General features: G+C 45.7%; 17 protein-coding genes and 1 pseudogene. 8 read left to right on the top strand and 10 right to left on the bottom strand.

The window, feature by feature from the left end; all coding sequences use genetic code 11:
- Positions 1-150 precede the first annotated feature (150 nt).
- Positions 151-315, top strand: a pseudogene (gene brnA, locus NIES593_RS25500) (type II toxin-antitoxin system BrnA family antitoxin); the annotation flags it as partial.
- 173 nt (positions 316-488) lie between these two features.
- Here brnA and NIES593_RS24060 read toward each other — a convergent pair.
- The 5 genes from NIES593_RS24060 to NIES593_RS10070 form a co-directional block, all read right to left on the bottom strand.
- Positions 489-626, bottom strand: coding sequence for a hypothetical protein (locus NIES593_RS24060; protein WP_175561091.1), 138 nt, complete (start codon positions 624-626; stop codon positions 489-491).
- Between the two features lie 19 nt (positions 627-645).
- Positions 646-2,826 (bottom strand): heavy metal translocating P-type ATPase, encoded by a 2,181-nt coding sequence (locus NIES593_RS10085; RefSeq protein ID WP_073599456.1) that lies wholly within the window; start codon positions 2,824-2,826, stop codon positions 646-648.
- A gap of 677 nt (positions 2,827-3,503) precedes the next feature.
- Positions 3,504-3,731, bottom strand: coding sequence for a FeoC-like transcriptional regulator (locus NIES593_RS10080; RefSeq protein ID WP_073599455.1), 228 nt, complete (start codon positions 3,729-3,731; stop codon positions 3,504-3,506).
- A gap of 13 nt (positions 3,732-3,744) precedes the next feature.
- Complete coding sequence (feoB, locus tag NIES593_RS10075; protein ID WP_073599454.1) at positions 3,745-6,117, bottom strand: Fe(2+) transporter permease subunit FeoB; 2,373 nt, start codon at positions 6,115-6,117, stop codon at positions 3,745-3,747.
- A complete protein-coding gene (locus tag NIES593_RS10070) occupies positions 6,110-6,775 on the bottom strand; it encodes a FeoA family protein (protein ID WP_073599453.1) in 666 nt (221 codons plus the stop codon). Before NIES593_RS10070 ends, feoB begins: the two co-directional genes overlap by 8 nt.
- A 302-nt stretch (positions 6,776-7,077) precedes the next feature.
- Between NIES593_RS10070 and NIES593_RS24560 the strand changes: the two genes are divergently transcribed.
- Positions 7,078-7,320 carry a hypothetical protein gene (locus NIES593_RS24560; protein WP_073599452.1) on the top strand — a complete coding sequence of 81 codons (243 nt, stop codon included), beginning with the start codon at positions 7,078-7,080 and terminating at the stop codon, positions 7,318-7,320.
- A 167-nt stretch (positions 7,321-7,487) separates the two neighbouring features.
- Here NIES593_RS24560 and NIES593_RS10060 read toward each other — a convergent pair whose 3' ends face one another.
- A complete protein-coding gene (locus NIES593_RS10060; protein ID WP_073599451.1) occupies positions 7,488-8,522 on the bottom strand; it encodes a chlorophyll a/b binding light-harvesting protein in 1,035 nt (344 codons plus the stop codon).
- A 106-nt stretch (positions 8,523-8,628) separates the two neighbouring features.
- Positions 8,629-9,726, bottom strand: coding sequence for a chlorophyll a/b binding light-harvesting protein (locus NIES593_RS10055; protein ID WP_073599450.1), 1,098 nt, complete (start codon positions 9,724-9,726; stop codon positions 8,629-8,631).
- A 308-nt stretch (positions 9,727-10,034) separates the two neighbouring features.
- Here NIES593_RS10055 and NIES593_RS10050 point away from each other — a divergent pair, with 308 nt between their 5' ends.
- The 4 genes from NIES593_RS10050 to NIES593_RS10030 all read left to right on the top strand — a co-directional run bounded on the left by NIES593_RS10050 (position 10,035) and on the right by NIES593_RS10030 (position 15,189).
- Positions 10,035-11,096, top strand: a complete 1,062-nt coding sequence (locus tag NIES593_RS10050) for a chlorophyll a/b binding light-harvesting protein (protein WP_073599449.1) — start codon at positions 10,035-10,037, stop codon at positions 11,094-11,096.
- Between the two features lie 125 nt (positions 11,097-11,221).
- Positions 11,222-12,733 carry a chlorophyll a/b binding light-harvesting protein gene (locus NIES593_RS10045; protein WP_073599448.1) on the top strand — a complete coding sequence of 504 codons (1,512 nt, stop codon included), beginning with the start codon at positions 11,222-11,224 and terminating at the stop codon, positions 12,731-12,733.
- An 823-nt stretch (positions 12,734-13,556) separates the two neighbouring features.
- On the top strand, positions 13,557-14,069 hold the full coding sequence (fldA, locus tag NIES593_RS10040; RefSeq protein ID WP_073599447.1) for a flavodoxin FldA: 513 nt from the start codon (positions 13,557-13,559) through the stop codon (positions 14,067-14,069).
- Between the two features lie 370 nt (positions 14,070-14,439).
- Positions 14,440-15,189 (top strand): alpha/beta hydrolase, encoded by a 750-nt coding sequence (locus NIES593_RS10030; protein ID WP_073599445.1) that lies wholly within the window; start codon positions 14,440-14,442, stop codon positions 15,187-15,189.
- On the opposite strand, the gene NIES593_RS10025 is transcribed toward NIES593_RS10030, so the two are convergent.
- Positions 15,186-15,620 (bottom strand): DUF732 domain-containing protein, encoded by a 435-nt coding sequence (locus NIES593_RS10025; RefSeq protein WP_073599444.1) that lies wholly within the window; start codon positions 15,618-15,620, stop codon positions 15,186-15,188. The two genes, NIES593_RS10030 and NIES593_RS10025, sit on opposite strands and share 4 nt — an antisense overlap.
- Positions 15,621-16,106: 486 nt before the next feature.
- Here NIES593_RS10025 and NIES593_RS23510 point away from each other — a divergent pair, with 486 nt between their 5' ends.
- Together NIES593_RS23510 and NIES593_RS10020 are read left to right on the top strand one after the other, a co-directional pair.
- Complete coding sequence (locus tag NIES593_RS23510) at positions 16,107-16,292, top strand: hypothetical protein (protein WP_139253668.1); 186 nt, start codon at positions 16,107-16,109, stop codon at positions 16,290-16,292.
- 196 nt (positions 16,293-16,488) lie between these two features.
- Positions 16,489-16,725 carry a hypothetical protein gene (locus NIES593_RS10020; protein ID WP_073599443.1) on the top strand — a complete coding sequence of 79 codons (237 nt, stop codon included), beginning with the start codon at positions 16,489-16,491 and terminating at the stop codon, positions 16,723-16,725.
- Here NIES593_RS10020 and NIES593_RS10015 read toward each other — a convergent pair.
- Together NIES593_RS10015 and NIES593_RS10010 are read right to left on the bottom strand one after the other, a co-directional pair.
- Positions 16,722-17,603: a response regulator gene (locus NIES593_RS10015; RefSeq protein ID WP_073599442.1), complete on the bottom strand. Its 882-nt coding sequence runs from the start codon at positions 17,601-17,603 to the stop codon at positions 16,722-16,724. The genes NIES593_RS10020 and NIES593_RS10015 overlap by 4 nt on opposite strands.
- Positions 17,604-17,689: 86 nt before the next feature.
- Positions 17,690-22,033, bottom strand: coding sequence for a PAS domain S-box protein (locus tag NIES593_RS10010; protein WP_073599441.1), 4,344 nt, complete (start codon positions 22,031-22,033; stop codon positions 17,690-17,692).
- Between the last annotated feature and the right edge of the window lie 249 nt (positions 22,034-22,282).

Genomic DNA, 22,282 nt, shown 5'->3' with positions numbered 1-22,282 from the left:
GTAGCAATTACTAGCTCGTCTCAACTGTATCATAAGAGTTAATTGAAATCAATTCTCAAATAGCAAGGGGAATCTCAAAGCTCTGAGTTAACTTGCTCTTGCACGATTTATCTCTACACGGCTTGTCGGATTGACGAAGCGGTAAGCTTTATCAGTCAAGCGCGTCGTCCCGGACACGAGCAACGACGAGTCAATGTGGATTTTCCCGTCTGGATGATCGATGCCCTCGATCGAGAGGCGAATCGTCTAGGCGTGAGCCGCCAATCAATCATCAAAGTCTGGATTGCCGAACGGCTTGAAAAGCGAGCATCATAGCTTCCCGATTTTGGGAAACCCCGAACAGGCGATCGCAAAGTTAGGCTTGTGCGATCGCACTTGCAGAAATAACAGCAGCTAAATCCGCCAGTTAATCGTCAAAAACCATCTCATACCATTTCTAAAAAAGAACGCTACAGATGCTCAATGAAAAAGCCTTACACCGATTTTTATTAGTCGCGATCGACATTCTTCTCCCCTCTCCCAATTTGGGAGAAGGGTGAGGGGTGAGGGCGATCGACCATCTCTGTCATTAATGAATGAAAAATGGTATTATACCCAGAGCTGTTGACTAATTGCGAACTGATCATTGCGAATTGTGAATTGGGATCAATTGCTGTAATGGTGTTGTAGAAGAGGGCGCAAGCCATTTAAGCCAGCCGCGATCGCACTGCCATTGTGAACGACTGTAGCCACAAGCGGGTGCAGTCCGATGGTAGAAGCCAGCAACAAGGCAGCTAGATTGGGAATGACGGATAAATTAATATTCTGTCCAATAACTTGCTTGGTTTCCCTAGCAATAGCGATCGCGTCGAGTAAACCGTTGAGATCGTTATTCATCAATACCACGTCGGCGGTTTCCCTTGCCACTTCTGAAGCATTGCCAAAGGAAATCGAGACATCGGCATAAGCCAACCCTACCGAATCATTCAGTCCATCCCCCACAAAAGCGACCGTCTTGCCAGAGTTGCGTAGCTGGCGGACGATCTCAGCTTTCTGTTCGGGGAAAGCTTCGGCACAAACTTGCGTTGGGGGAATTCCCAAAGCAGAGGCGACGGCAAAGGCGCGTTTGCGGTTATCTCCTGTCAACACATATACTGCCATGCCATACTGGTCTTGCAGGGTTTGAATGACCTGCTGGCTCTCAGGACGGAGGGGATCGGCATATTGAATCGTGCCTTGGAATTGACCCTGACTGGCGATGTAAATGAGAGAAGCATCGGCAGAAATCGGACAATCGGGATAGTTCTGGCAATCCTCCAGCAGGTAGGAATGGTCTTCCCAGAAGCAGTCTAGATGAATTCCGGCTTGTTTGAGAAGGCGATCGCTACCAACCAAAACCGTCTCGCCATCAATTTCTGCGCGTATCCCCAAACCTAGCTCGTAATTCCACTCGCTGCGCGGCAAAATCCGAGTTCCTTGTAACCGAGCATAGCGCGCGATCGCTTCCGCTAAAGGATGGGTGAGGCGCTGTTCTGCTGCTGCCGCCAGTTCTAGAATTCTCATTTCGGACATCCTGCCCGTTACCGCTTTTACCCCGACCACTTGTAAATCGCCTTGAGTGAGCGTTCCCGTTTTGTCGAAGACCAAGGTATCGACTTGGGCTAATTTCTCTAAGGCGCGTCCGCTACGAATCAAAACGCCGTGCCGTGCGGCATGGTTGAGGGCGGCTAAGAAGGTTGTCGGCAGAGACACCCGAATTCCCGTCACAAAGTCGAGGGTTAGGATAGAAACGGCTCTGGCTGGGTTGCGGGTAACTGCCCAAATGCCTCCGGCTAAAAACAAGGCGGGAAGGACGGCAACCTCAGCAATGTTGGCGGCATAATTTGCCATGCGCGTGTCGTAAACCGGAGCCTGCCGAATTAACTCGACGCTAGCTCCCGCACGGGTTTGGTTGCCCACTCGTTCCGTCTGGATATAGATTTCGCCAGAGCGCACTAAAGTTGAGGCATAAACTGACTGTCCTATCTCCCTAACGACTGGTATCGATTCGCCCGTCAGTTTCTGCTCGTCGATTATGGCAGCTCCCTTGAGAATTTGACCGTCAACCGGAATTTGTTCGCCGGGATAGACGATGACGGTATCGCCGACTCGCACTTCTTCAATGGGAACCTGTTGTTTGCCATTGCGTTCTACCCAGGCAAAATGACCGATACTAGAGAGTAAGTTGGCTGCTCGACTGGTAGAAGAGTTGGCAGTGCGATCGCGGATCGTATCGCCCAATTCGTGGAGCAGTAATAATAGGGCTGGAGTCAGCCATCGTCCCTGCATCGATGACAGGATGAGGGCAATTAAATCTAAGCAGTCAATATTCAGTTTTTTTTGCCTTACAAGGCTCTGAGTTGCTCGTTTGGCAACGGGCAACCCGGCGACAGCCACCGAAGCAGCCACCATCGATTGGGGAATGGGCAATCGCCATACTTCTTTGCCTAGTGCTAGGAGAGTAGCGAGAACAGGTAATTTTAACTCAGACCAATTGCCCGATTCCGCCTCTGTCGAGGAAGCGGCTGACGGACAACCTTCATCTACATCTGCGGCTTGAATCAAACGAATTAAATGCTTTCTCACCTTTGCCTCAGATGCCAGTTGAGCTTGATAGCGGATAGCGATGGAAGCGGCAGCAGGTTTTAGGCGTACCTGAGTGACATGGGGAGCAGATTCGATTAATCTTTGCAAGCGATGGGCATAGTCGGGATCTCTTGCCAACTTTGGCACGCGAAAGCGCACTCGCCCTGTCATTAGATGAACGATGCGATAATGAACCGTTCGAGTCCTGGCTTCCTCTCCCATCACTCGTGACCTCCGACTGCTACTAGCCATCAAAACGACTCCACAGCTATTCCTGGAAGTCCTATCAATCTAAAGAAGCGATCCGCGAAGGATAGTTGAGACAAGGGAAGGGCTATTGGGTCGTTAATTCCATCATCTCACCCAATCGAGTCGGCTCGCCATGCTTTTAAGCTTTATTGACAAAAAAGCCCTCGAATAAATTCGGGGCTAATAGCCAAAGTCATCTAAAGATGACTATCTACGATTATTTCAGTCCATTTTAATGGACTTATACCATCCGCCAGGAAATTAATTTCCTGGCGGTTGACTTTGTCCTTTCATCCCTAAATCCCTTCTCCCACAAGGGGCGAAGGGACTTCAGGTCAAAGTCTTAAGTGGAAAGCCCCTCTCCCAGAGCGGGAGAGGGGTTGGGGTGAGGGCGATTTGAGTTTTGTTAGTTACAGCAATTGGCAAGTGAATAGAATACAGTATTTTTTTCCCCCTTCCCCTCGATGCTCCTCCCGCTTGCCTTACGGCTCGCTCCCGCGTGCGCGTCGGCTCCCCCTTTCCCCCATCGACCAATACCCGTTTCTCATCTAACTGAAAACTGCTATAACTAGGATATTGACGCTAGTGTTTTCCCGAACTAGATAAACTAGAAGCTTTTAGAGCGATCGCAAAACTTTTCGGTCTACTGATTATTTGTCTATGCCAACCCACTCGTAAACTTCCAAGGTATCGAGATGGCAACAAATACAGCCATCGCATCTCTGGGGAATCGGTAACTGACGAATTCGTCCTTTTTTGAGCAGCTTTTTGAGCATTGGTCGGAGAGTCTCTTCATTCATGTGGAAATGAAGTTTTATGTCTGCCAAAGAAACTTGGCGAGACTGGCAGATAAATTCCTGAATTTCAGTCAAAATCATAGTTTGCGTCTTGCTATCGACGACTGACAAGCGATCGCTCGCGTTTCTGGGTTTGAAGTGTCGGGAAACAAAGGGGTCGCGCTATTCTCAGCGCAGCAATAGTACCGACCATGATAACTGCCAGTCCGACGATCCAAGCCGTAGAAGAACCGGGATGCTGTGAGAAAGTTGCGATTTGATAAAACATCGTCGCACTCCAATAAGCCAACCCCGTCGTCCATCCCGCTACAAATAGCGTCCATCTTAAATTGGTTTCCCGATAGACTGTTCCTGTAGCCGCAACGCAGGGAAAATACATCAATACGAACAATAAATAAGCAAAAGCCCCTACTTTTCCGTCAAAGCGCTTACTCATCGCGCCAAAGGTTCCTACTGCGACTTCTTGCTCCTCGGCAGCTACGTTAGTATCTTGTACGTCGCCAATATTTAAACCGAGGGGATCGAGTAGCTGACCGGGAACTTCTGCTAAATTAGCAGGAATAGTCGCAAAAGCTTCTCCAAGACCGCCCCAGAAGTCGAAGCTTTCTTCTTTAGGTGCTTGTCCGGCCGCGATCGCGTCTTGTTGGGCAAGGTTGCCATAAATCGAGTCCAGAGTGCCCACCATCGCTTCTTTTGCCAAAACCCCCGTAAAAATTCCCACAGTGGCGGGCCAGTTGTCTTGTTCTAATCCCATCGGGGCAAAGGCAGGCGTAATTGTGCGACTCATGGAACTGAGAACGGATTTTTCGCTGTTGTCGTTGCCAAAGGAGCCATCAGTCCCGATAGAGCCTAATAGGGTCAGTACGATTACCATCGCGACGATGACCTTCCCCGCACGCACCATAAACCCTTTCAGTCGCTCCCAGGTACGCAATAGCACCCCTTTAAGGCGGGGTAGATGGTAGGGAGGCAGTTCCATAATAAAAGGCGATGCTTGTCCTTGGAGGAGGGTATTTTTGAGAACCAACCCCGTAAAAATCGCGATCGCAATGCCAACCAAGTAGAGACCAAAGACAACATTTTGTCCGGCAACAGGGAAAAAAGCGGCGGCAAAAAGCGCGTAGACGGGCAATCTCGCGCCGCAGGACATAAAGGGATTCATGGCAATCGTCATCAAGCGATCGCGTTGATTTTCTAAGGTACGAGTCGCCATAATCGCAGGGACATTACAGCCAAACCCTACCAACATTGGCACGAAGGATTTGCCGGGAAGACCGATAAAACGCATGAATCGATCCATGACAAAAGCCGCTCGCGCCATGTAACCGGAGTCTTCTAGAAAGGAGAGGAACAGGAAAAGAAATCCGATGACGGGAATAAAGGTAGAAACCGTCTGAATACCACCGCCAGCCCCATCGGCAAGGAGAACTTTCAACCATTCTGGCGTACTGATTTTGCTCAGCAGTGCGCCGAAGCCATCGACGAAGATCGTTCCTGCTGCAATGTCAAAGAAATCGATAAAGGCACTGCTGATGTTAATCGTAAACAGGAACATCAAATACATGACACACAAAAAGATCGGAATTCCTAACCAGCGATTGAGAACCACGCGATCGATTTTGTCGGAAATATTGGCTTTGATTTCCTGGGAATGTTCTACCGCTCCCGTAGCAATTTGGTGGATAAAGCCATAGCGACTATCGGCAATGATGATATCGATATCTTCTCCCAGTACCTGATGGATCTGGCGGCGATGTTCGACCACTAGCTTTTCTAACTCCCTGCCTCCGGCAGCGGGGATGGCTGTATTATCGTAGGTCAGGAGTTTAATAGCCTGCCAGCGCGGTGCGACTGTCCCTTGAGGACTGCGTTCTATTAGCCAGGGAAGTAGGGATGCGATCGCTTCTTCGATGACGGCTGGATAAGCAACGTAGCGATCGAGACGGCTGGGATTGCTGGCCTGGCGAGCGATGATTTCCTTGAGAATTTCTATTCCCTCTTCCCGCGAAGCGACGGTAGGGATAACGGGACAGCCCAAACGCTCTGATAGCACTGCCGGATCGATGCGTAGTCCCTGTTTTCTAGCTACATCGATCATGTTGAGCGCGATTACCATCGGCACGCCCATTTCCAGCATCTGAGTAGTCAGGTAAAGATTGCGCTCTAAGTTAGAAGCATCGACGATATTGACAATTAAATCGGCTTCTCCAGACAAAAGATAATCTCGCGCCACCAATTCATCTAAACTCGTCTCTTCATCTTCTGCATCTAAGGAATAGACCCCAGGTAAGTCAACAACCGCGATCGCGTTGCCGTTGTAGCGATAGCTGCCTTCTTTGCGTTCGACCGTTACCCCCGGCCAGTTCCCTACTCGTTGATTGGCTCCCGTTAAGGCGTTAAAGAGGGTCGTTTTACCGCAGTTGGGATTGCCCGCCAGTCCGATGGTCAAGGTCTTTGTCTCAGGCATTGTCTACCTCCTCTACAATCAAAGCATCGGCTTCTTGTTTGCGAAGGCTGAGTTTAAAACCCCGCACCTCGATTTCTACGGGGTCGCCTAGGGGAGCGTGACGAATGACTTTGAATTCTATACCCGGTGTCAGTCCCATTGACAGCAGTTTTCTTTTATAGCCGCCACCCGATTGCTCATAACCGACGACGCGACCTCTCGCCCCCACAGGTAGATCCTGTAAGTGGATACTGGTGTCCGCATTCATTTGACGTTCCTTCCTCCGAGTTTTAAAAACGGGATTATCCGTAACTAGGACTCGATTGGCCATCCCTGCTCCTAAACCGAGGCGATTGTTCTGAAATTTGACAATGACCGATCCGCCTGGAGTACAACTAATTACCTCCACTTCGGCTCCTGGAATCAATCCCAAACTGAGCAGGCGACTGATTCCACCTTTGCCGCTAAAGCCTACAATCCACACGCGATCGCCGACTTGGGTGGTCGTTAAGGGAAAGACTTGCTCGATCGCTGAGTTGCTCTCGCTAAACTCCGGCGCAAGTTCTACCGACTCGCTTGTTTCAGATTCAATGTCTAAGGTTTCTTCTATGAAGGTAAATTCCCAACCGTGGCGATTTTCGTGCGATTTTCTGGGTCGGTTGTTTGGGTCGTCGTCCATGCCAGACCTTACTTAACAACTACTTGCCAATAATTGTAAATAAGCTATATAATTTTTCTAGAAAATCTTGAGATTAATTTAACATCTCGATCGCAAAACTTAAAGAAAATCGGTACTCATCGCTTTAAACAACCTTTTTGTTGTTTAAAGAGATTCTCATCTAGTTGTTGTACGAGACGCTAGGCTAAGGGAATTTTTAGCGCGATCGCCCTTTGGGCAGCAGCAAAGCCGATCGCACGACTATAGCGTAAACTACCCAACGCTCATGCTACGCGTACAGCGTCGTAACTATTTCATCTAAGGTGTCGATTCCTGATGTTCCAATACATGGACGCGCTATTGGAATTAACCTCGGACTTGAAAAATTCCTGACTACTAGCGACGGTTCTACAGTCGAACGTCCTAAATTTCTGAAAACTCTGCCAAGTAATACCAATTTTCAGGTTTTCGCGATCGACATCTTTTTCCCTTCTCCTGGTTTGGGTGGGGGCACTGGTTTGGGTGGGGGCAATCGACCATCTCTGTCATTAATGAATGAAAAATGATATAAGTGCCGATCTAGAAATGCTATATCGTGAGGGATGGAAGCCCACGCCATAGCCGACGACAGGAGGTTTGGCGTTGGGAGGAGGTAACTAGCCTTTCTTGGGTAATGCCTAGCTTGCCAATTTGTGCCTAGAAATCGGGGTTTCTAGGCACAGACAATCTATAGTTAGGGTCTAAAAGAAAGCAGCACTAATGAGATGACTAGGATGGCGAGTCCGAGAAAACCTACTAGAAACGCATAAAAATTATCGCGCAGCTCGATAGCTTGCGATCGCGCTTTGAAAGCGTGCCAAATGTGACCTCCTAAGAAAGTCAGGCACAGTGCAAACTGAACGAAGGCAAACTGAGTGCGATCCGCACCGTAAAATTCAGGCGGGAAGACGGTATCGTTAAAAGCCACAAAATAGCAAGACGTAAACGCCATCAGTGCTACTCCTGCCAGACTGTAGGAGAGAATTCCGTGTCCGTTGAAAACGAAAGCGCCTTTAATCCACTGAAAAGGTTCAGTCGTAATGTGCCATACACCGCCAGCAATACACATAGCGCCCACCCAAATATGACCGCCGATGATATCTTCTAAATTGTTGACCGCCGCCATTCCTAGCGGATTCCACCGTCCATCGGCAAAACCAAAGAGATAGTCAAAAATGGTAAACGGATCGATAGTTGGGTTAGCGACAAGATGAACTTCTCCCACGGCAGGATCGTAAATTCCCCCAAAGAACATCGCTTTGGCGACAAACAAAAGCGCCGCCATACCGAGAAAAATGAGATGATGCCCTAAAATTAAGCTTAATTGCTTGGGATCGCTCCATTCATAGTGAAATTTCTTGGCATTTGCTCCCCCATTTTTTAAGATAGATGGACCTCTAAAGACGTGAAAAAGACCGCCTGCTCCTAAAACTGCCGAGGCAACTAAATGAAAAATTCCAATAACGAAATAGGGATAGGTGTCTGTAATCGTCCCACCGGAACCTACTCCCCAACCGAGTCTGGCTAAATTGGGAAGTAAAAGTAATCCTTGGTCGGACATGGCTTTGTCGGGAACAAACTTTGTTACTTCTATCAGCGTAACCGATCCCGCCCAAAACATAATCAAGCCAGCATGAGCGATATGCGCGCCCAGCAATTGCCCTGACAGATCGATGAGACGGGCGTTACCCGATAGCCAACTCCAGTCGCGCGCCCCAGATGCACGCATTCCAGTCGTTGTCACAAGTATATACCTCCTCGCGTTAGTATTTGTTTATTGATTTCTAGAAACGGGGGCAATTTGCCCCCTTTAGTTAAGGTGTAAGAAAAATTGCTTATCGACCTTCAGCCGAAGCTGCGGCTGGAGTAGACACTGGCTTGCTAACCACAGGAGAACCAGCTTGGGGAGTGCCCATATTATCCAGCGCCTGAGTAATTCTTCTAAAATCGAATCCAATCGCCCGCAGTGCGTGCCACAGATGTCCTTGCAGGAAGAAAAATGCCAAGAAGAAATGAGCATTCGCTAGCCAACAGCGTGCCGTATGAGTGCCCAGAGGCAAGTCCACCGTATCCGCGAAATAGGGTACGACTCCCAATTTGATTTGGAGAACGGGACCATAAAATTCGGGCGGATAGGCAAGAGTATTGACCGCACAGAAGTAGGCAGCTACAAATCCAGCTAAAGCAATGCCGCCGAGAGAATAAGACAGAATTGCCTCGCCAGAGAAAATTAATAGCTTCTTCGCCCATTCCAAAGGAGGGGTAATGATATGCCAAACCCCGCCAGCAATCAGGAGAATCCCGACATAGATATGACCGCCAACTAAATCCTCCAGGTTATTGACCGAGGCAAAATGGGTCTGATAGCCGTAGATAGTTAAGGGGTTAAGAGTCGGATCGGTGACGACGCGAACTTCGCCGATAGTGGAGTCGTACAGTCCGCCCCAAAACATCGCTTTAGCAACGAGCAGCAAAGCACCTGCGCCGAGAAATAATAAATGATGTCCTAAAATCAAACCGAGTTGTTTGGGGTCGTTCCACTCGAAGTGGAATTTACGCGCATTACCAGAGGCTTGCTTTAAGTCGCTTTCGCCTTTAAACGTGTGGAATAGCGCCCCTGCACCAAGAACGGCAGATGAAATGAGGTGTATCGCACCTACAACAAAATAGGGATAGGTATCAACTACCTGACCACCTTTACTAACACCCCAGCCCAAAGTTGCTAGGTGGGGGAGGAGAATCAATCCTTGTTCTCCCATTGGTATATCAGGAGAATATCTGGAGATTTCAAAGAGCGTAAATGCTCCTGCCCAAAAGACGATTAAAGCAGCTTGGGCGGCATGGGCAGCGATAAAGAGACCAGATAGGTTGGCAAAGCGAGCATTACCAGCCCACCAGTCATATTTCACATCAGGATTTCCGTATGTCTGCAAGATGGTACCTCCAATTCAGAAAGAAGATTAAGTTTCATTGCTCGATTGTGCCTTATTGCTATTAAAATTCAAAGTTATTAGTAATAATTTTTAATAAGCTACTAGGATTTGAGAGCGGCAAGCTTCTGTAAAGCTGGTTACATAATGCGATTGATTCCATTAACTTGACTTGTGAATTAAAGTTAAGCTTATCAATTTTTCTAATCTAAATGAAAATAACTTTCAATAAATTTCAAGATGTCATAAGCTTAAAAAGATAAACTTATTGATTTTTATTTTCAATAAAGCTGACGAGGAGGTCTATCGCCGTGACCGCAGTTTCTGAAAGTCCGCGCTTGATAGAGCAAGGCAATAACGATATTCCATGGTGGGCAGGAAATGCCCGCTTTACCGATATGTCAGGTCGATTGCTAGGCGCTCACGTTGCCCATGCAGGTTTAATTGTTTTCTGGGCGGGGGCAATGACGCTGTTTGAAATTACCCATTTCGATCTCGCACGACCTATGTACGAGCAAGGGTTAATCTTACTTCCTCACCTCGCTACATTAGGTTTCGGTGTCGGAGAAGGGGGGCAAATTGTCAATACTTATTCTTACTTTGTCATTGGTTCGTTACATCTAATTTCCTCCGCCTTTTTAGGATTTGGCGGGATTTTTCACGTTTTGTTTGGACCAGAATATCTAGAAACCCAATTTTCGTTTTTTGGTTACGACTGGAAAGACGGCAACAAGATGACTACTATTCTTGGCATTCACCTAATCTTGTTGGGATTGGGGGCGCTGCTATTGGTAGCGAAAGCGATGTTTTTTGGGGGCATCTACGACCCAGCAATTGAGAACGTGCGAGAAGTCACCAATCCCACTCTCAATCCAGGTGTTATTTTTGGCTATCTCTTCGGTGCGGTTGAGAGAAACTGGATTGCTGGCGTTGATAACTTAGAGGATGTTATTGGCGGTCATATCTGGATAGGTGCAATCTGCATTACTGGGGGTATCTGGCACATCGTTACTAAACCTTTTCGCTGGACGCATCGGCTGTTTGTGTGGTCGGGAGAGGCTTACCTTTCCTATAGTTTAGGTGCGCTGGCGCTGATGGGGTTTATTGCTGCTTACTTTGTTTCTATCAATACGACGGTTTATCCAGAGGTATTCTACGGTGCGCCACTGTCGGTTAAGTTGAGTCTTTTTCCTTATTTTTCTCTCGACAATCCTGAAGTTGTCTCATCGCGCACTTGGTTGGCAAACACGCATTTTTGGTTGGCGTTCTTTTTCCTGCAAGGGCATATTTGGCACGCTTTGCGGGCGGCTGGTTTTGATTTTCAGAAAGGTCGAGTCAATCCGACGATGGTTAACTATGAACCAACGAATTAATGCTAAATCCTCTTTGATCTCACCCTGCCCTAATGGGCACCCCTCTCCGAAGGTGAGGGCTAAATCGTTAACAAAAGCAGATTTATTACCAATTGCAGAAGTTTACGCGAAGGAGGTTAAAACAAATGACGGCAGTGATTGAGGAAAGTCCCTATCGCGGGCGAATTCCCAATGTGGGCTGGTGGGCTGGAAACGCCCGTTTTGTGGATTTATCGGGTAAGTTGTTAGGAGCGCATGTTGCTCATGCAGGTTTAATTGTTTTGTGGGCAGGAGCGATGACCTTATTCGAGATATCTCACTACAATCCTGACTTGCCGATATACGAACAAGGGTTAATATTATTGCCTCATCTAGCGACTTTAGGCTTTGGGGTAGGTGTAGGAGGTGAAATTGTTGACACCTATCCTTATTTTGTTATCGGGGTATTGCATCTAATTTCTTCGGCTGTGTTAGGTGCTGGTGGCATCTACCATGCCTTATTAGGACCGGACGTGCTGGAGGAAAATCGCACCTTTGCCGGATTTTTTGGTTATGACTGGAAAAATGGGGATAAAATGACGACCATTATTGGTATTCACCTCATTTTTCTCGGCATCGGTGCATTTTTGCTAGTGTTTAAAGCGATGTTTTGGGGCGGACTATTCGACCCCTGGACGGGTGCTGCTGGTGAGGTACGAATGATTGCTAACCCGACTATTAATCCCATCAAGATTTTTGGCTATTTGTTTGGTGCATCGGATGCCCAAGGTATGGCAGCTGTTGATAATCTTGAAGATGTCGTCGGGGGTCATATCTGGGTTGGTTTGCTTTGCATGCTGGGTGGCTTCTGGCATATTGCAACGAAACCGCTAGCTTGGGCGCGTCGAGTGTTGATTTATTCTGGAGAAGCTTATCTATCTTATAGTTTAGGCGCGATCGCTTACATGGGATTTTTAGCCGCCTACTTTGTCAGTGTCAATAATACCGTCTATCCTGAAGTCTTTTATGGGCCTGTTGGCATAATTGAAACCAGTACTGGAAATATCTCGGCACGCGGTTGGTTGGCAACGTTTCATTTCGTTCTCGCAGTTCTGTTTCTTTTTGGTCATATTTGGCATGCTATTCGTGCCAGAGGGGAAGCAGCAGGATTTGATTTCCAGAGGGGCGATACGGTAATTAAACTTGCAGGTAGTCCCTATACGGGCAATCTTTCAACTCCAGTGAATTCCTCCGATTTTACGCTCTTTTTGCTGAAGAATTTACCGATTTATCGGGCTGGTCTTTCTCCTCTCGCTAGGGGATTAGAAATTGGCATGGCACACGGATATTTTATCCTTGGTCCTTTTATTAAATTAGGACCGCTACGCGATACAGAACAAGCCAATTTAATCGGCTTAATTTCTGCTTGTACCTTAATTGTCATTATGACTATTTGTTTGTCTATCTATGGCACAGTTTCTTTTAAAAAAGAGCTATCAAAAGATAGATTAACTTATTCAACTTCTGTTCCAAATGTCCCCGATTCTCTTAAGACTGTCGATGGATGGAGCCAATTTTCTGGTGCGTTTTTAGTCGGGGGTGTTGGTGGGGCAATTTTTGCTTATTTGCTGTTAGATAATTTGGGAGTTTTGCAAACAATAGCGACTGGAAAAATCTAGCAACAGAGAATAAATTCTCGGTCTGAGAGGCTAAAGTCCGTTTAACTGAGATCTTGCACCTTTGGCATCAAAGCCTAGAACTTTAGTTCTAGGCTCAAAGCTTAACTCCATTAAAATAAAGTGATAGCAAGTATGGATAATTAGTGGTAATAAAAAATCTCCGCGTCTCCCGTCCCCATATCAGGAGTGTCAACCTTATTGATAACATTCAAGCAGACTAGATATGAAATTACTATTTAGTCTTCTTTACAAGAGCGGTTGTTGAGAATAGTGCCAGAACTGAATTGCAACAAACTTTAGTTTTGAACCAAATTGATTTCTTGACGAAATTAAGTTATTTAAACAAGAAACTTTCAACTAATAGCTGACAGCCAATTGTTCTTTTGTTAACAAACTATTTTTTTTAAATAGTTGACAATTAATTGCAATAAGTTTAATCTAATTTTATAGCGTTCTCCTCTTCTATTTTTAGGTTAGGAGTTTCCGGTAGCCTAACCCAGGATTTCTCAAGAAAGGTAGCAAAAAAAGGCGCGATCGATTCTTTTTTTCTTTCTTATTTTCCTAGAGATACTAGCTATTAACTTAGTTTTTCTGAGATGAATTAATTCATTCCTCAATGATTATAGGAGCAGTAACTAATTATGAATTATTGCCCTTGTTGCAAGGATAAGCTACTTCGTCAAATTAATCGAACGGGCATTTACTGGTTTTGTCCTTATTGTCGGCAAGAAATGCCAGTGATTTGTCAGTCTTTAGAACACAAGATACCAGTTATCCATTCAAAATTTTTTCGTCAAGATCTAATCAATTAATAGGAGAAAACATGTCTAAAATTGGTCTTTTCTATGGCAGTACCACTGGAAAAACTCAGTCAGCAGCAGAAATAATACAAGAAGCTTTTGGCGGCGAATCTGTTGTAACTTTATACGATATTGCTGAAGTCGAAGCCAGTGATTTTGATAAATATCAGAATATCATTATTGCTTGTCCGACTTGGGATATTGGAGAATTACAAGCTGATTGGAATGGATACTATGATGAGTTAGACGAGATCGACTTTAGTGGCAAAAAAGTTGCCTATTTTGGTACGGGAGATCAAATTGGCTATGCCGATAACTTTCAAGATGCCATGGGAATATTAGAAGAAAAAATTTCTTCTCTAGGCGGTAAAACAGTGGGCTATTGGTCAACAGATGGTTATGATTTTAATGAATCTAAAGCCGTCAAGAATGGAAAATTTGTTGGACTTGCTTTGGATGAAGACAATCAATCCGAACTAACCGAACAGCGAATCAAGCAATGGGTGACTCAATTAAAGAGCGAGTTTGAAATCTAGAGAGTTTGGCGAGCATTGCTCGCCCTAATAAATACATTATTGAGATAGATCGAGAGGTGTTAGCTAATGATACCACAGCTACTATTAGGCACTTTTGCTTGGCTCTTAATTGGATCGCTATTTTTCAGTTTTTGGAGAACAGCTAAAGAGGGAATAGCGCATCTCAAAAAAATGCACCAAATTCCTTGCAGTCGTTGTGTCTTTTTTACGGGAGACTATCGCTTAAAATGTACCGTCAATCCTTTGATAGCTATGTCAGAGGAAGCGATAAACTGTCGAGATTTTGAACTTAAATCTCATACGCTAACTTGTTCGAGTTGCAAAAGTAATCTTACCAAAAATCTATCTCAGCTTTTTGAGGAGAGTTAGTATGTCTGTACAACCCGATGCTCTTTGGATAAATATTAGCCCTAGCTTGCTACGCTTCGATCGCTTTTTGATTCGTCATCTATCGCATCAAGTCTCTATTGCACAGTGGGAATATTTCCAAAACCCAGACGAACCGAGTTCTTTAGATATTGCATTAGTACTGCTTCACGACTATTTAAAATCTTGCCAAAGACCCATACATTTAATCGGTCATAGTACTAGCGGATTGTTGGGATTGCTTTATACTCGCCAATATCCAGAAAGGGTTAAATCGCTGACTTTATTAGCTGTAGGAGTCAATCCCGCTATTAACTGGCAAGCACATTATTATGTTATGTATCAGCTTTTGCCTTGTACTCGTAACATGATTCTTGCTAAATTGGTTCAGAATTTGTTTGGTCATCAAGAGAGAAATTGCACACAAAATTTAATCAAACTGTTAGAACAAGATTTAAATTTCTCTCCTTCACCCCATTCTCTTTATCAACAAGCAACGATTTCCCCTGGCGGCGTATCTGTCCCATTGATGGTTTGCGGGAGTCAAGACGATCTCATTGTCGATTCGATGGCTTTAAAAGGATGGAAAGCTTGGATGAAAGAAGGCGATCGCATTTGGGAATGTCCCCATGGTTATCATTTTTTCCATTATTACTATCCTCAGTTAGTTGCCAGGCAAATTCTCAAGTTTTGGCATCTAGCTGTTTGTAACGAGGATTCCACACATCATGAAGAAATCAATCGAATATTTTAATTAGAAGGATTAAACTCAGGACAGAGATAAGTAATAGCTGAAGCTAATAATGCATCATTTAAATTCATTAATTCCTTTTCTCTATATTCACCGATTTTCATCTCATGGATGTGATATCGATAGCGATCGACAACTTCATTTAATGTTTTTCCTGCGCTCAACATAGAGCAATAAGCTTTGCCAAGTTTAATTTGGTTATCGGGTGTTTGTTTGATTAAATTGGCTTCTGTTAACTTTCCTTCTTTTAGTAAATAATTATATGCTGCATTTATATATAGATCTTCTTTACTTTTTAAAATAAGAGAAAATTCTCCAGGACTTTGTAAGGCGACAGCTAGCATTTCATTATTAACTCCTACTCCTAAATACAGTAAGGAGAAAATACCTGCTACTACTTGTTTAATAGTTGTCGTCTTTTTCCTCAATACCATGGTCTGTCATCCTCTTATTAAGTTCTCAGAATATCGTACTTTTCAATGTTTTAGTTATTATCTGTACTCCTACTGAACTTGAATGAGAGATTGAAAGCGTGTTTCACTACTTCTACGGAAGAAAAACAAATATATAAAGTTCTTATAAAGTTCTCAGTTCGCTCTGCTGAAATTCGAGCTAGATCTCTGAGTCAGGATATTTACGAAGTCAGAGGAAACCCTGCTGTTGAACGGCTGAGTATCTCAGACTTCATGTTGATTCTCGCAAATTTCGGAAAATTTACCCGCACTTAGCGATTTAATCGTTGAATATAAACAAATATTTATTTATGTTACCGATCGCAGCTCTCTTCGGAACCTTTAAAGGATGCTCTGCGTTCGAGTATTTTAACGCTGGCAGACAAACGGGGACTTACCTCCTCGTTGACTCGAATCGATAACATCGCACAAACCAGCGATAGAAAACGGTTTTGAGGAGAAAAAATCGTGAAAGTTCATCCGATTCGCCTTAAGAACTACTGCGAGTTGATACAAATGCAAAAGCATTACCTGACAATTTTGAATGAAGTTTCACCCACAGCCAGAGGGATAGTACGCGAATATATCCAGCGTCTTAATCGAGAGATTGAAGCTAGAAGGGAGAGCAAAAAGCCGCGTTCTGGGGTATTGTAAAATTAACTAGGTAACTAGGCGCTAAAGTCAAATGAAGTGCTCGATGCAGAAAATGGTCGCATCGGCATCCAAAAATTACAAGAGGTGCTGCCTGATTTGGCGATCTGCGACATTATCATGCCCTAAGTTGCTAGTTAGGGACAGATGTAACAAAACCCAGTAAAATCCCCTCCAAGAGAGTAAGCTGGAAGGGAAAATGATAGTCGATCGCTCTCACCCCCAACTCCTCTTCCTATTTGGGAGAGGGGAGAAGAATGTCGATTGCGAAAACCTGAAAATTGGTAGTAGCGTGTGCGTAAGTGCATGCGTCTCGTTCACGACCAAGATGATCGCACTACTGGTTATTCTGGTTATTTGTGCCTTGGCGCGAGACGATCGCCGGGCGATCGCACAACGCCCAGAAAAGAGTTATTGGCAGGAAAATTCGCGTTAAATCGCTAGCGAGAGTAGATTGGCTAGGTCAGAAAATCGCTCTATTTCTAATTTTTCCCAAACGCGATCGCTATTGCACCCATGAGCGCACAGCAGTCCCCATAATTGTTTCTGAGTAAATATGGGAGCGATTAACAGCGATCGAACGTTCGCTTGATGCAAGGATGCGATCGCATCTGGAGATAATTCGGCGCGATCGAGATTGTCAATTGCCATAACTTGTCCCGGATGGTATTGCCAATCTAGCTTCTCAAAAGGGAAATCTTTAACAGAAGGACGATCTGACGCGACGGATTCGACTATTTGCTGGTTCGCCTTTTGATAAAAAACAATTCGTTCGACTTGAAAAAATTCCCGAATTTTAGAGATAATCGTTGGTAAGATGTCCCAACTGTTGTCAAAATTAGACAACTGCTGGATAATTTCTCTGACTAACTTCTCCCAGTTCTGCTGCTGCTCTAGTTGTATTGCGATCGCGTCGGCTTTAATTAACGCCTCAGAAGCACTCAGCAGGCGCTGTACTCTCTGAAAAAGAACTGCCCAATGGATAGGTTTAGTGAGGTAATCCGTCGCTCCTGCTTGAAAGGCTTGGTCGATTGACTCGCGATCGTCGAGAAAAGTTAGCATCAGAATCGGGAGTCGCGTGCCTCCAGCTAGAGAACGCAGGCGCTGACAGCAAGTAAATCCGTCCATTACTGGCATCAATGCGTCTAACAAAACGATATCGGGTTGACAACGCGAATATTTCGCTAGACATTCCTCGCCATTGGCAGCTTCTTCGACTTGATAGCCTTTACTTTGAATTGCCAGTTTTAGTAACGAGCGGATAGAGCTATCGTCATCGGCAACGAGAATCAGAGGCTTTTTTTCGTCAGTCATAATACCATTATGGATTTTGGATTTTGAAAGGTGCTTCTAATGGGCGTTTTAAAGATCTATCTGTCACCAACATTTTTTAAAAACCGTCATAACAACTTTTCCAAGGCTTCTATCGTTTGTTGGTATTGAGTTTCTAATTCGAGCGATAAAGCTGTCGTGTTGGAAAGCGTGCCAGAGCGCGCCAAATTCTCAAACTGCTTGCAAAGTTTAGCAAATCTTACTGCGCCTAAGGTGGCGCTACTCGAACCTAAAGCATGGGATGACTGGCGCAATTGTTCTAAATTTGAAGAAGCGATCGCGTCTCGAATCTGTTCGAGATATTGCGGTGCGGTTTTTAAATATTCCTCGATTAGATGGGCGATAAATTCATCAGCTTGGGCACCTACCATCTCGCGGATAGAATCTAGTACTTTAGCGTCTAAAATCAAATCTTCTGCTTGGTGCGTCTGAGGTTGGCTTTCTTGACGGTTAGCGCGATCTTTTTCTAACCGTAGAGCGGCTTTTTCTAATGCCTGGAGTAATTCGGTTTCGCGGATAGGTTTGCTGATGTAGTCGTTCATCCCCGCCACCAAGCATTTCTCGCGATCGCCTTTCATGGCGTAGGCTGTCACGGCAATTAACCAGGGACGCTGACTGGGTTTCCATTCCTCAGCAATGCGTTGAGCCGCTGTCAATCCGTCCATTTCTGGCATTTCTACGTCCATCAATACCACATCATAAGGCGCTTGTCGTAAGGCGCGAATCGCTTCCCATCCATTACCCGCTACATCAGCCCGATATCCCAGTTTTTGTAGGATTAGTAAAGCAACTTGTTGGTTAATGCTGTTATCTTCCGCCAGGAGAATCCGTAAGGGAAAAGGTTTAGAAACGGTAGTTTCAATCTTTTGATTACTGGAAGACCTTTGAGCGATCGCCACTTCAGGTAAAGCAGAAATTTCTGAAACCGACTTTGTCCAGAAGATCTGCACGAGAGTGTCGTAGAGTTGAGATTTTTGCACCGGATTCTGAAGCCAAGCGACAAACTGAACTGGGGTGCTTTTTTGCAATTCTTTTGGCGACAAATTAACGGCTGTGAGCATCATCAAGGGCAATGCTCGACACTCTGGTAACGCCTGGATGGATTCAGCAAGTTCTATTCCATTCATTTTTGGCATTTGTAGGTCAAGAATTGCCAAGTCAAAAGATTCTCCTTGACGCAACCAACAGAGAGCTTGAGATCCCGAATCGGCCGCGCGAGGAAGCATTCCCCACGATTGAGTTAGCTGGGTCAACAATTCTCGATTAACCGGATTATCATCGACAATTAAGATGCGTTTTCCTTCCAGTTGCGCCTGACAATCGCTAGGGGTCAAAGTAGAAGAAAAAGGAGCAGCTTTGGCAGCGATGGTAAAATAAAAAGTCGAACCTGTCGAACTTACTGTTGAGATAATATCCCGATTTTCTTGGGAACGTAACCAGCGAGGAGGGGCTGCGCCAGCAACCGTTCCGTGACTTTCCATCCAAATGCTTCCCCCCATCATCTTTGCCAGACGCTTGCAGATAGCTAACCCCAAACCTGTCCCGCCATATTTGCGAGTCACTGAGGCATTCGCTTGGCTGAAAGACTGAAAGAGAAATCGTTGTTGTTGGGGAGCGATGCCGATTCCCGTATCTTTGACCATAAATTGAATCTCGTAGGCTTGTTCGGCCTTGCTGACGAGGGAAGCGGTTACAGCAACGCGAATTTCTCCTGCGTCGGTAAACTTGACCGCATTGCCCAACAGATTTACCAAGATTTGACGGACTCTAGTAATGTCACCGACGATCGCGCGGGGAACTTGGGGATCGATCTGATAAATAACTTGGAGGTTTTTGGCAACCGCTTTGGGCACGATTAAATTGAGTGCTTCTTCGACACAAGATTGCACTTCAAAGGGATAGGCTTCTAATTCCAGCTTACCAGACTCAATTTTGGAAAAATCGAGAATATCGTTCAAAATGACTAGCAAAGCTTCGCTGCTACTGCGAATGGTTTCGGCAAACTGTCGCTGTTGGGGAGATAAATCTGTATCCAATAGCAGTCCCGCCATGCCAATGACAGCATTCATCGGCGTGCGAATTTCATGGCTCATAGTAGCGAGAAATTCGCTTTTGGCGAGGTTAGCTGCGTCTGCCGCTTTTTTCGCCGCACTCAATTCTTGATTTTGTCGTGCTAATTGTTCGCGGTGGCTCTTTTCCCGTTCTAATAGCTGTGCCTGGGCTAAAGCAATTCCCACTTGCGCCGCTACGGCTTCGAGCCACTCTACCTCATCCCGTTCCCAGTGTCGCACCGAGTTGCATTGGTGAAGCACCAAGACTCCATAAGGCTTGTCGCGATCGCAAATCCGAATCGCTAGCATCGATTTGATGTTCAGGTGGCGACAAGTATTCCAGATCGGTTCGAGGGTAGCTTCAGCAAAGATATCGTCGGATACCATTGCCCGATCCTGACTGAGGACTTGTTGTGCGTAAGAATCACCTGCATTCGGCACGCTTAGATCGAACAAAGAATTCGTATCGGGCGTTAAATATTCTGCAACGCAGAAAAGTTGTGGGGTGGGATGCTCGATATAAGAATAAATAATCGCGCGATCGACGCTTAATGCCTGTCCGACTCGCTGTGCTGTCGTCTGAAAGATTTTTTGCAGATCGAGACTTTGGCGAATTTCTGCGACGATTTCTTTGAGTAAAAGGATTTGCTGATATCGTTTTCGTAGCGTTTCTTCAGATCGCTTGCGTTCGGTAATATCTTTGTGAGTGCCCACCATTCTCAGAGGTTGTCCTTGCTCGTCGCGTTCGACAACTTGACCTCTATCTAAAATCCATTTCCATTCCCCCGATTGGGTAAGCATGCGCAACTCCATCTCGAAATAGGGGGCGCGTCCCCGCAGATGAGCTTCCAGAAGCTCCAACATGTAGGGCTTATCGTCTGGATGTACGAGTCTATCTCGCCAATCGATGTCATTTTCCAGTGCATCGGGAGAATAGCCAAGTATTGTTGCCCAACGCGGACTGCGGTAGACCTTCCCCGTTACTGGGTTCCAATCCCAAAGTCCCTCTTCAACAGCTTCGAGAGCAAGCCGTAGCCTTTCTTCGCTCTCGCGCAATCTTTGCTCTGCCTGTTTGCGAGCCGTAATATCGGTAACTGTACCGAAATATCCAGCGATCGCGCCTGCTTCATCGCGGATGGCGATCGCCATGCCAAAAACCCAGTTTACCTTGCCTGCGGGAGTCTGAAAACGATATTCCATCGTAAACTGACGCTCCGTCCTCGCACTTTCGTACCACTCGGCAAAGACTAACTCGCGATCGCTAGGGTGGATAGCCTTAACCCAACCCGTTCCGAGTGCCTCTGCCATGGACAGTCCGCTCAATTCCATCCAGCGCGGGTTAACGAACAAACAGTGACCTTGGGAGTCGGTTTGAAAGATGCCTACGGGGGCATGAGTGACGAGCAAGCGAAAACGTTTTTCTCGCTCTCGCAATTGGGCTTCGAGTTGTTTGCGATCGCTGATGTCGCGATACATCCACAACTTACCGCAGTGACGATTGTCAACCCAGATCGGTATGTCATCTCGCTCGAATATCCTGCCATCGCGCAGAAGCAGTTCTTCCGAAGTAGCGACTGGTCGATCGTTAAGAATGTTTTCAATTCGCCGATCGGCTTGGGCGAAATCAAAAAACGGTTCTTGAAAAGTTTGGGCAAGGCGTTGACAATCTACGCCGATTAGCATGTCTGGGTGTAAAGGAATGCCAAACTGCTGACAAAACTTTTGATTGGCTAAGACGATCTGCCCTAGCTCATTTTCTACAAGAATGCCTGCTTGTAAATTTTGAATTAGGGCGCTTAAGCGCGATGTTGTTGCCCGCAATTGGGCTTCCACGCGGCGGCGTTCTGCCAGTTCTTGTTGCAGTTGTTGATTGGCACGGGTTAACTGCTGAGTTCGCTCTGCCACTCGCTTTTCTAATTCTTCATTGACTTGCTGTAGTGCTTGTTCTTTGCGCTTGGACTCTGTAATATCGCGGATTGCTAACACGACACTTATCTCCGATTGTTCTGTATCCGATAAATGTCGCAGGTTCAGACAAGACCACGAAATCTCTAGAATTAAATCTCGAAATTCATAATCGGCTCGTCCTTTCGATCGATTTTCGAGAGCCAAATTGACGGGATGCTCTGCCACTGATACATCTTGTCCCGATCGCCGAAGAGGTAATAATTCTGATAGTTGCTTCTCGATAATTGAAATATGAGGAATGTTGACCAAGCGATCGAAGGTCATGTTACACCACTTTACTTTCCCCTGGCTATCCGTCCACGCGATCGCCTCATTCACTGTCCCCAAGGCAATTTCCATTTTGCCTAAGGTAGTACGGAGTTGATTGAGTTGGTTGGCTAAAGTCTCTTTCATGGCAGTCTCTTAAGTTTCAAGAGGACGGCATATTTTTCCTCACAGTAATTACAGGAGCATTTTTTATTGGCGTTTGGCTTGGGGTGGCGATCGTAAGTGAAATTAAATTTTAGGCTCCCGAATTCCTATTTATTTTTCCCTTATCCACATCAAAAATTAACTTAGACAAAAGTTAGACATCTTAAATGCTTGCTTAGACGCGATCTTAAATTGGCGATTGCGATACTGAGAAACATAGAGGCTTAAAGC

The sequence above is a fragment of the Hydrococcus rivularis NIES-593 genome (assembly GCF_001904635.1).
Lineage (GTDB): Bacteria > Cyanobacteriota > Cyanobacteriia > Cyanobacteriales > Microcystaceae > Hydrococcus > Hydrococcus rivularis.
This window is presented reverse-complemented; position numbering and strand designations above follow the sequence as displayed.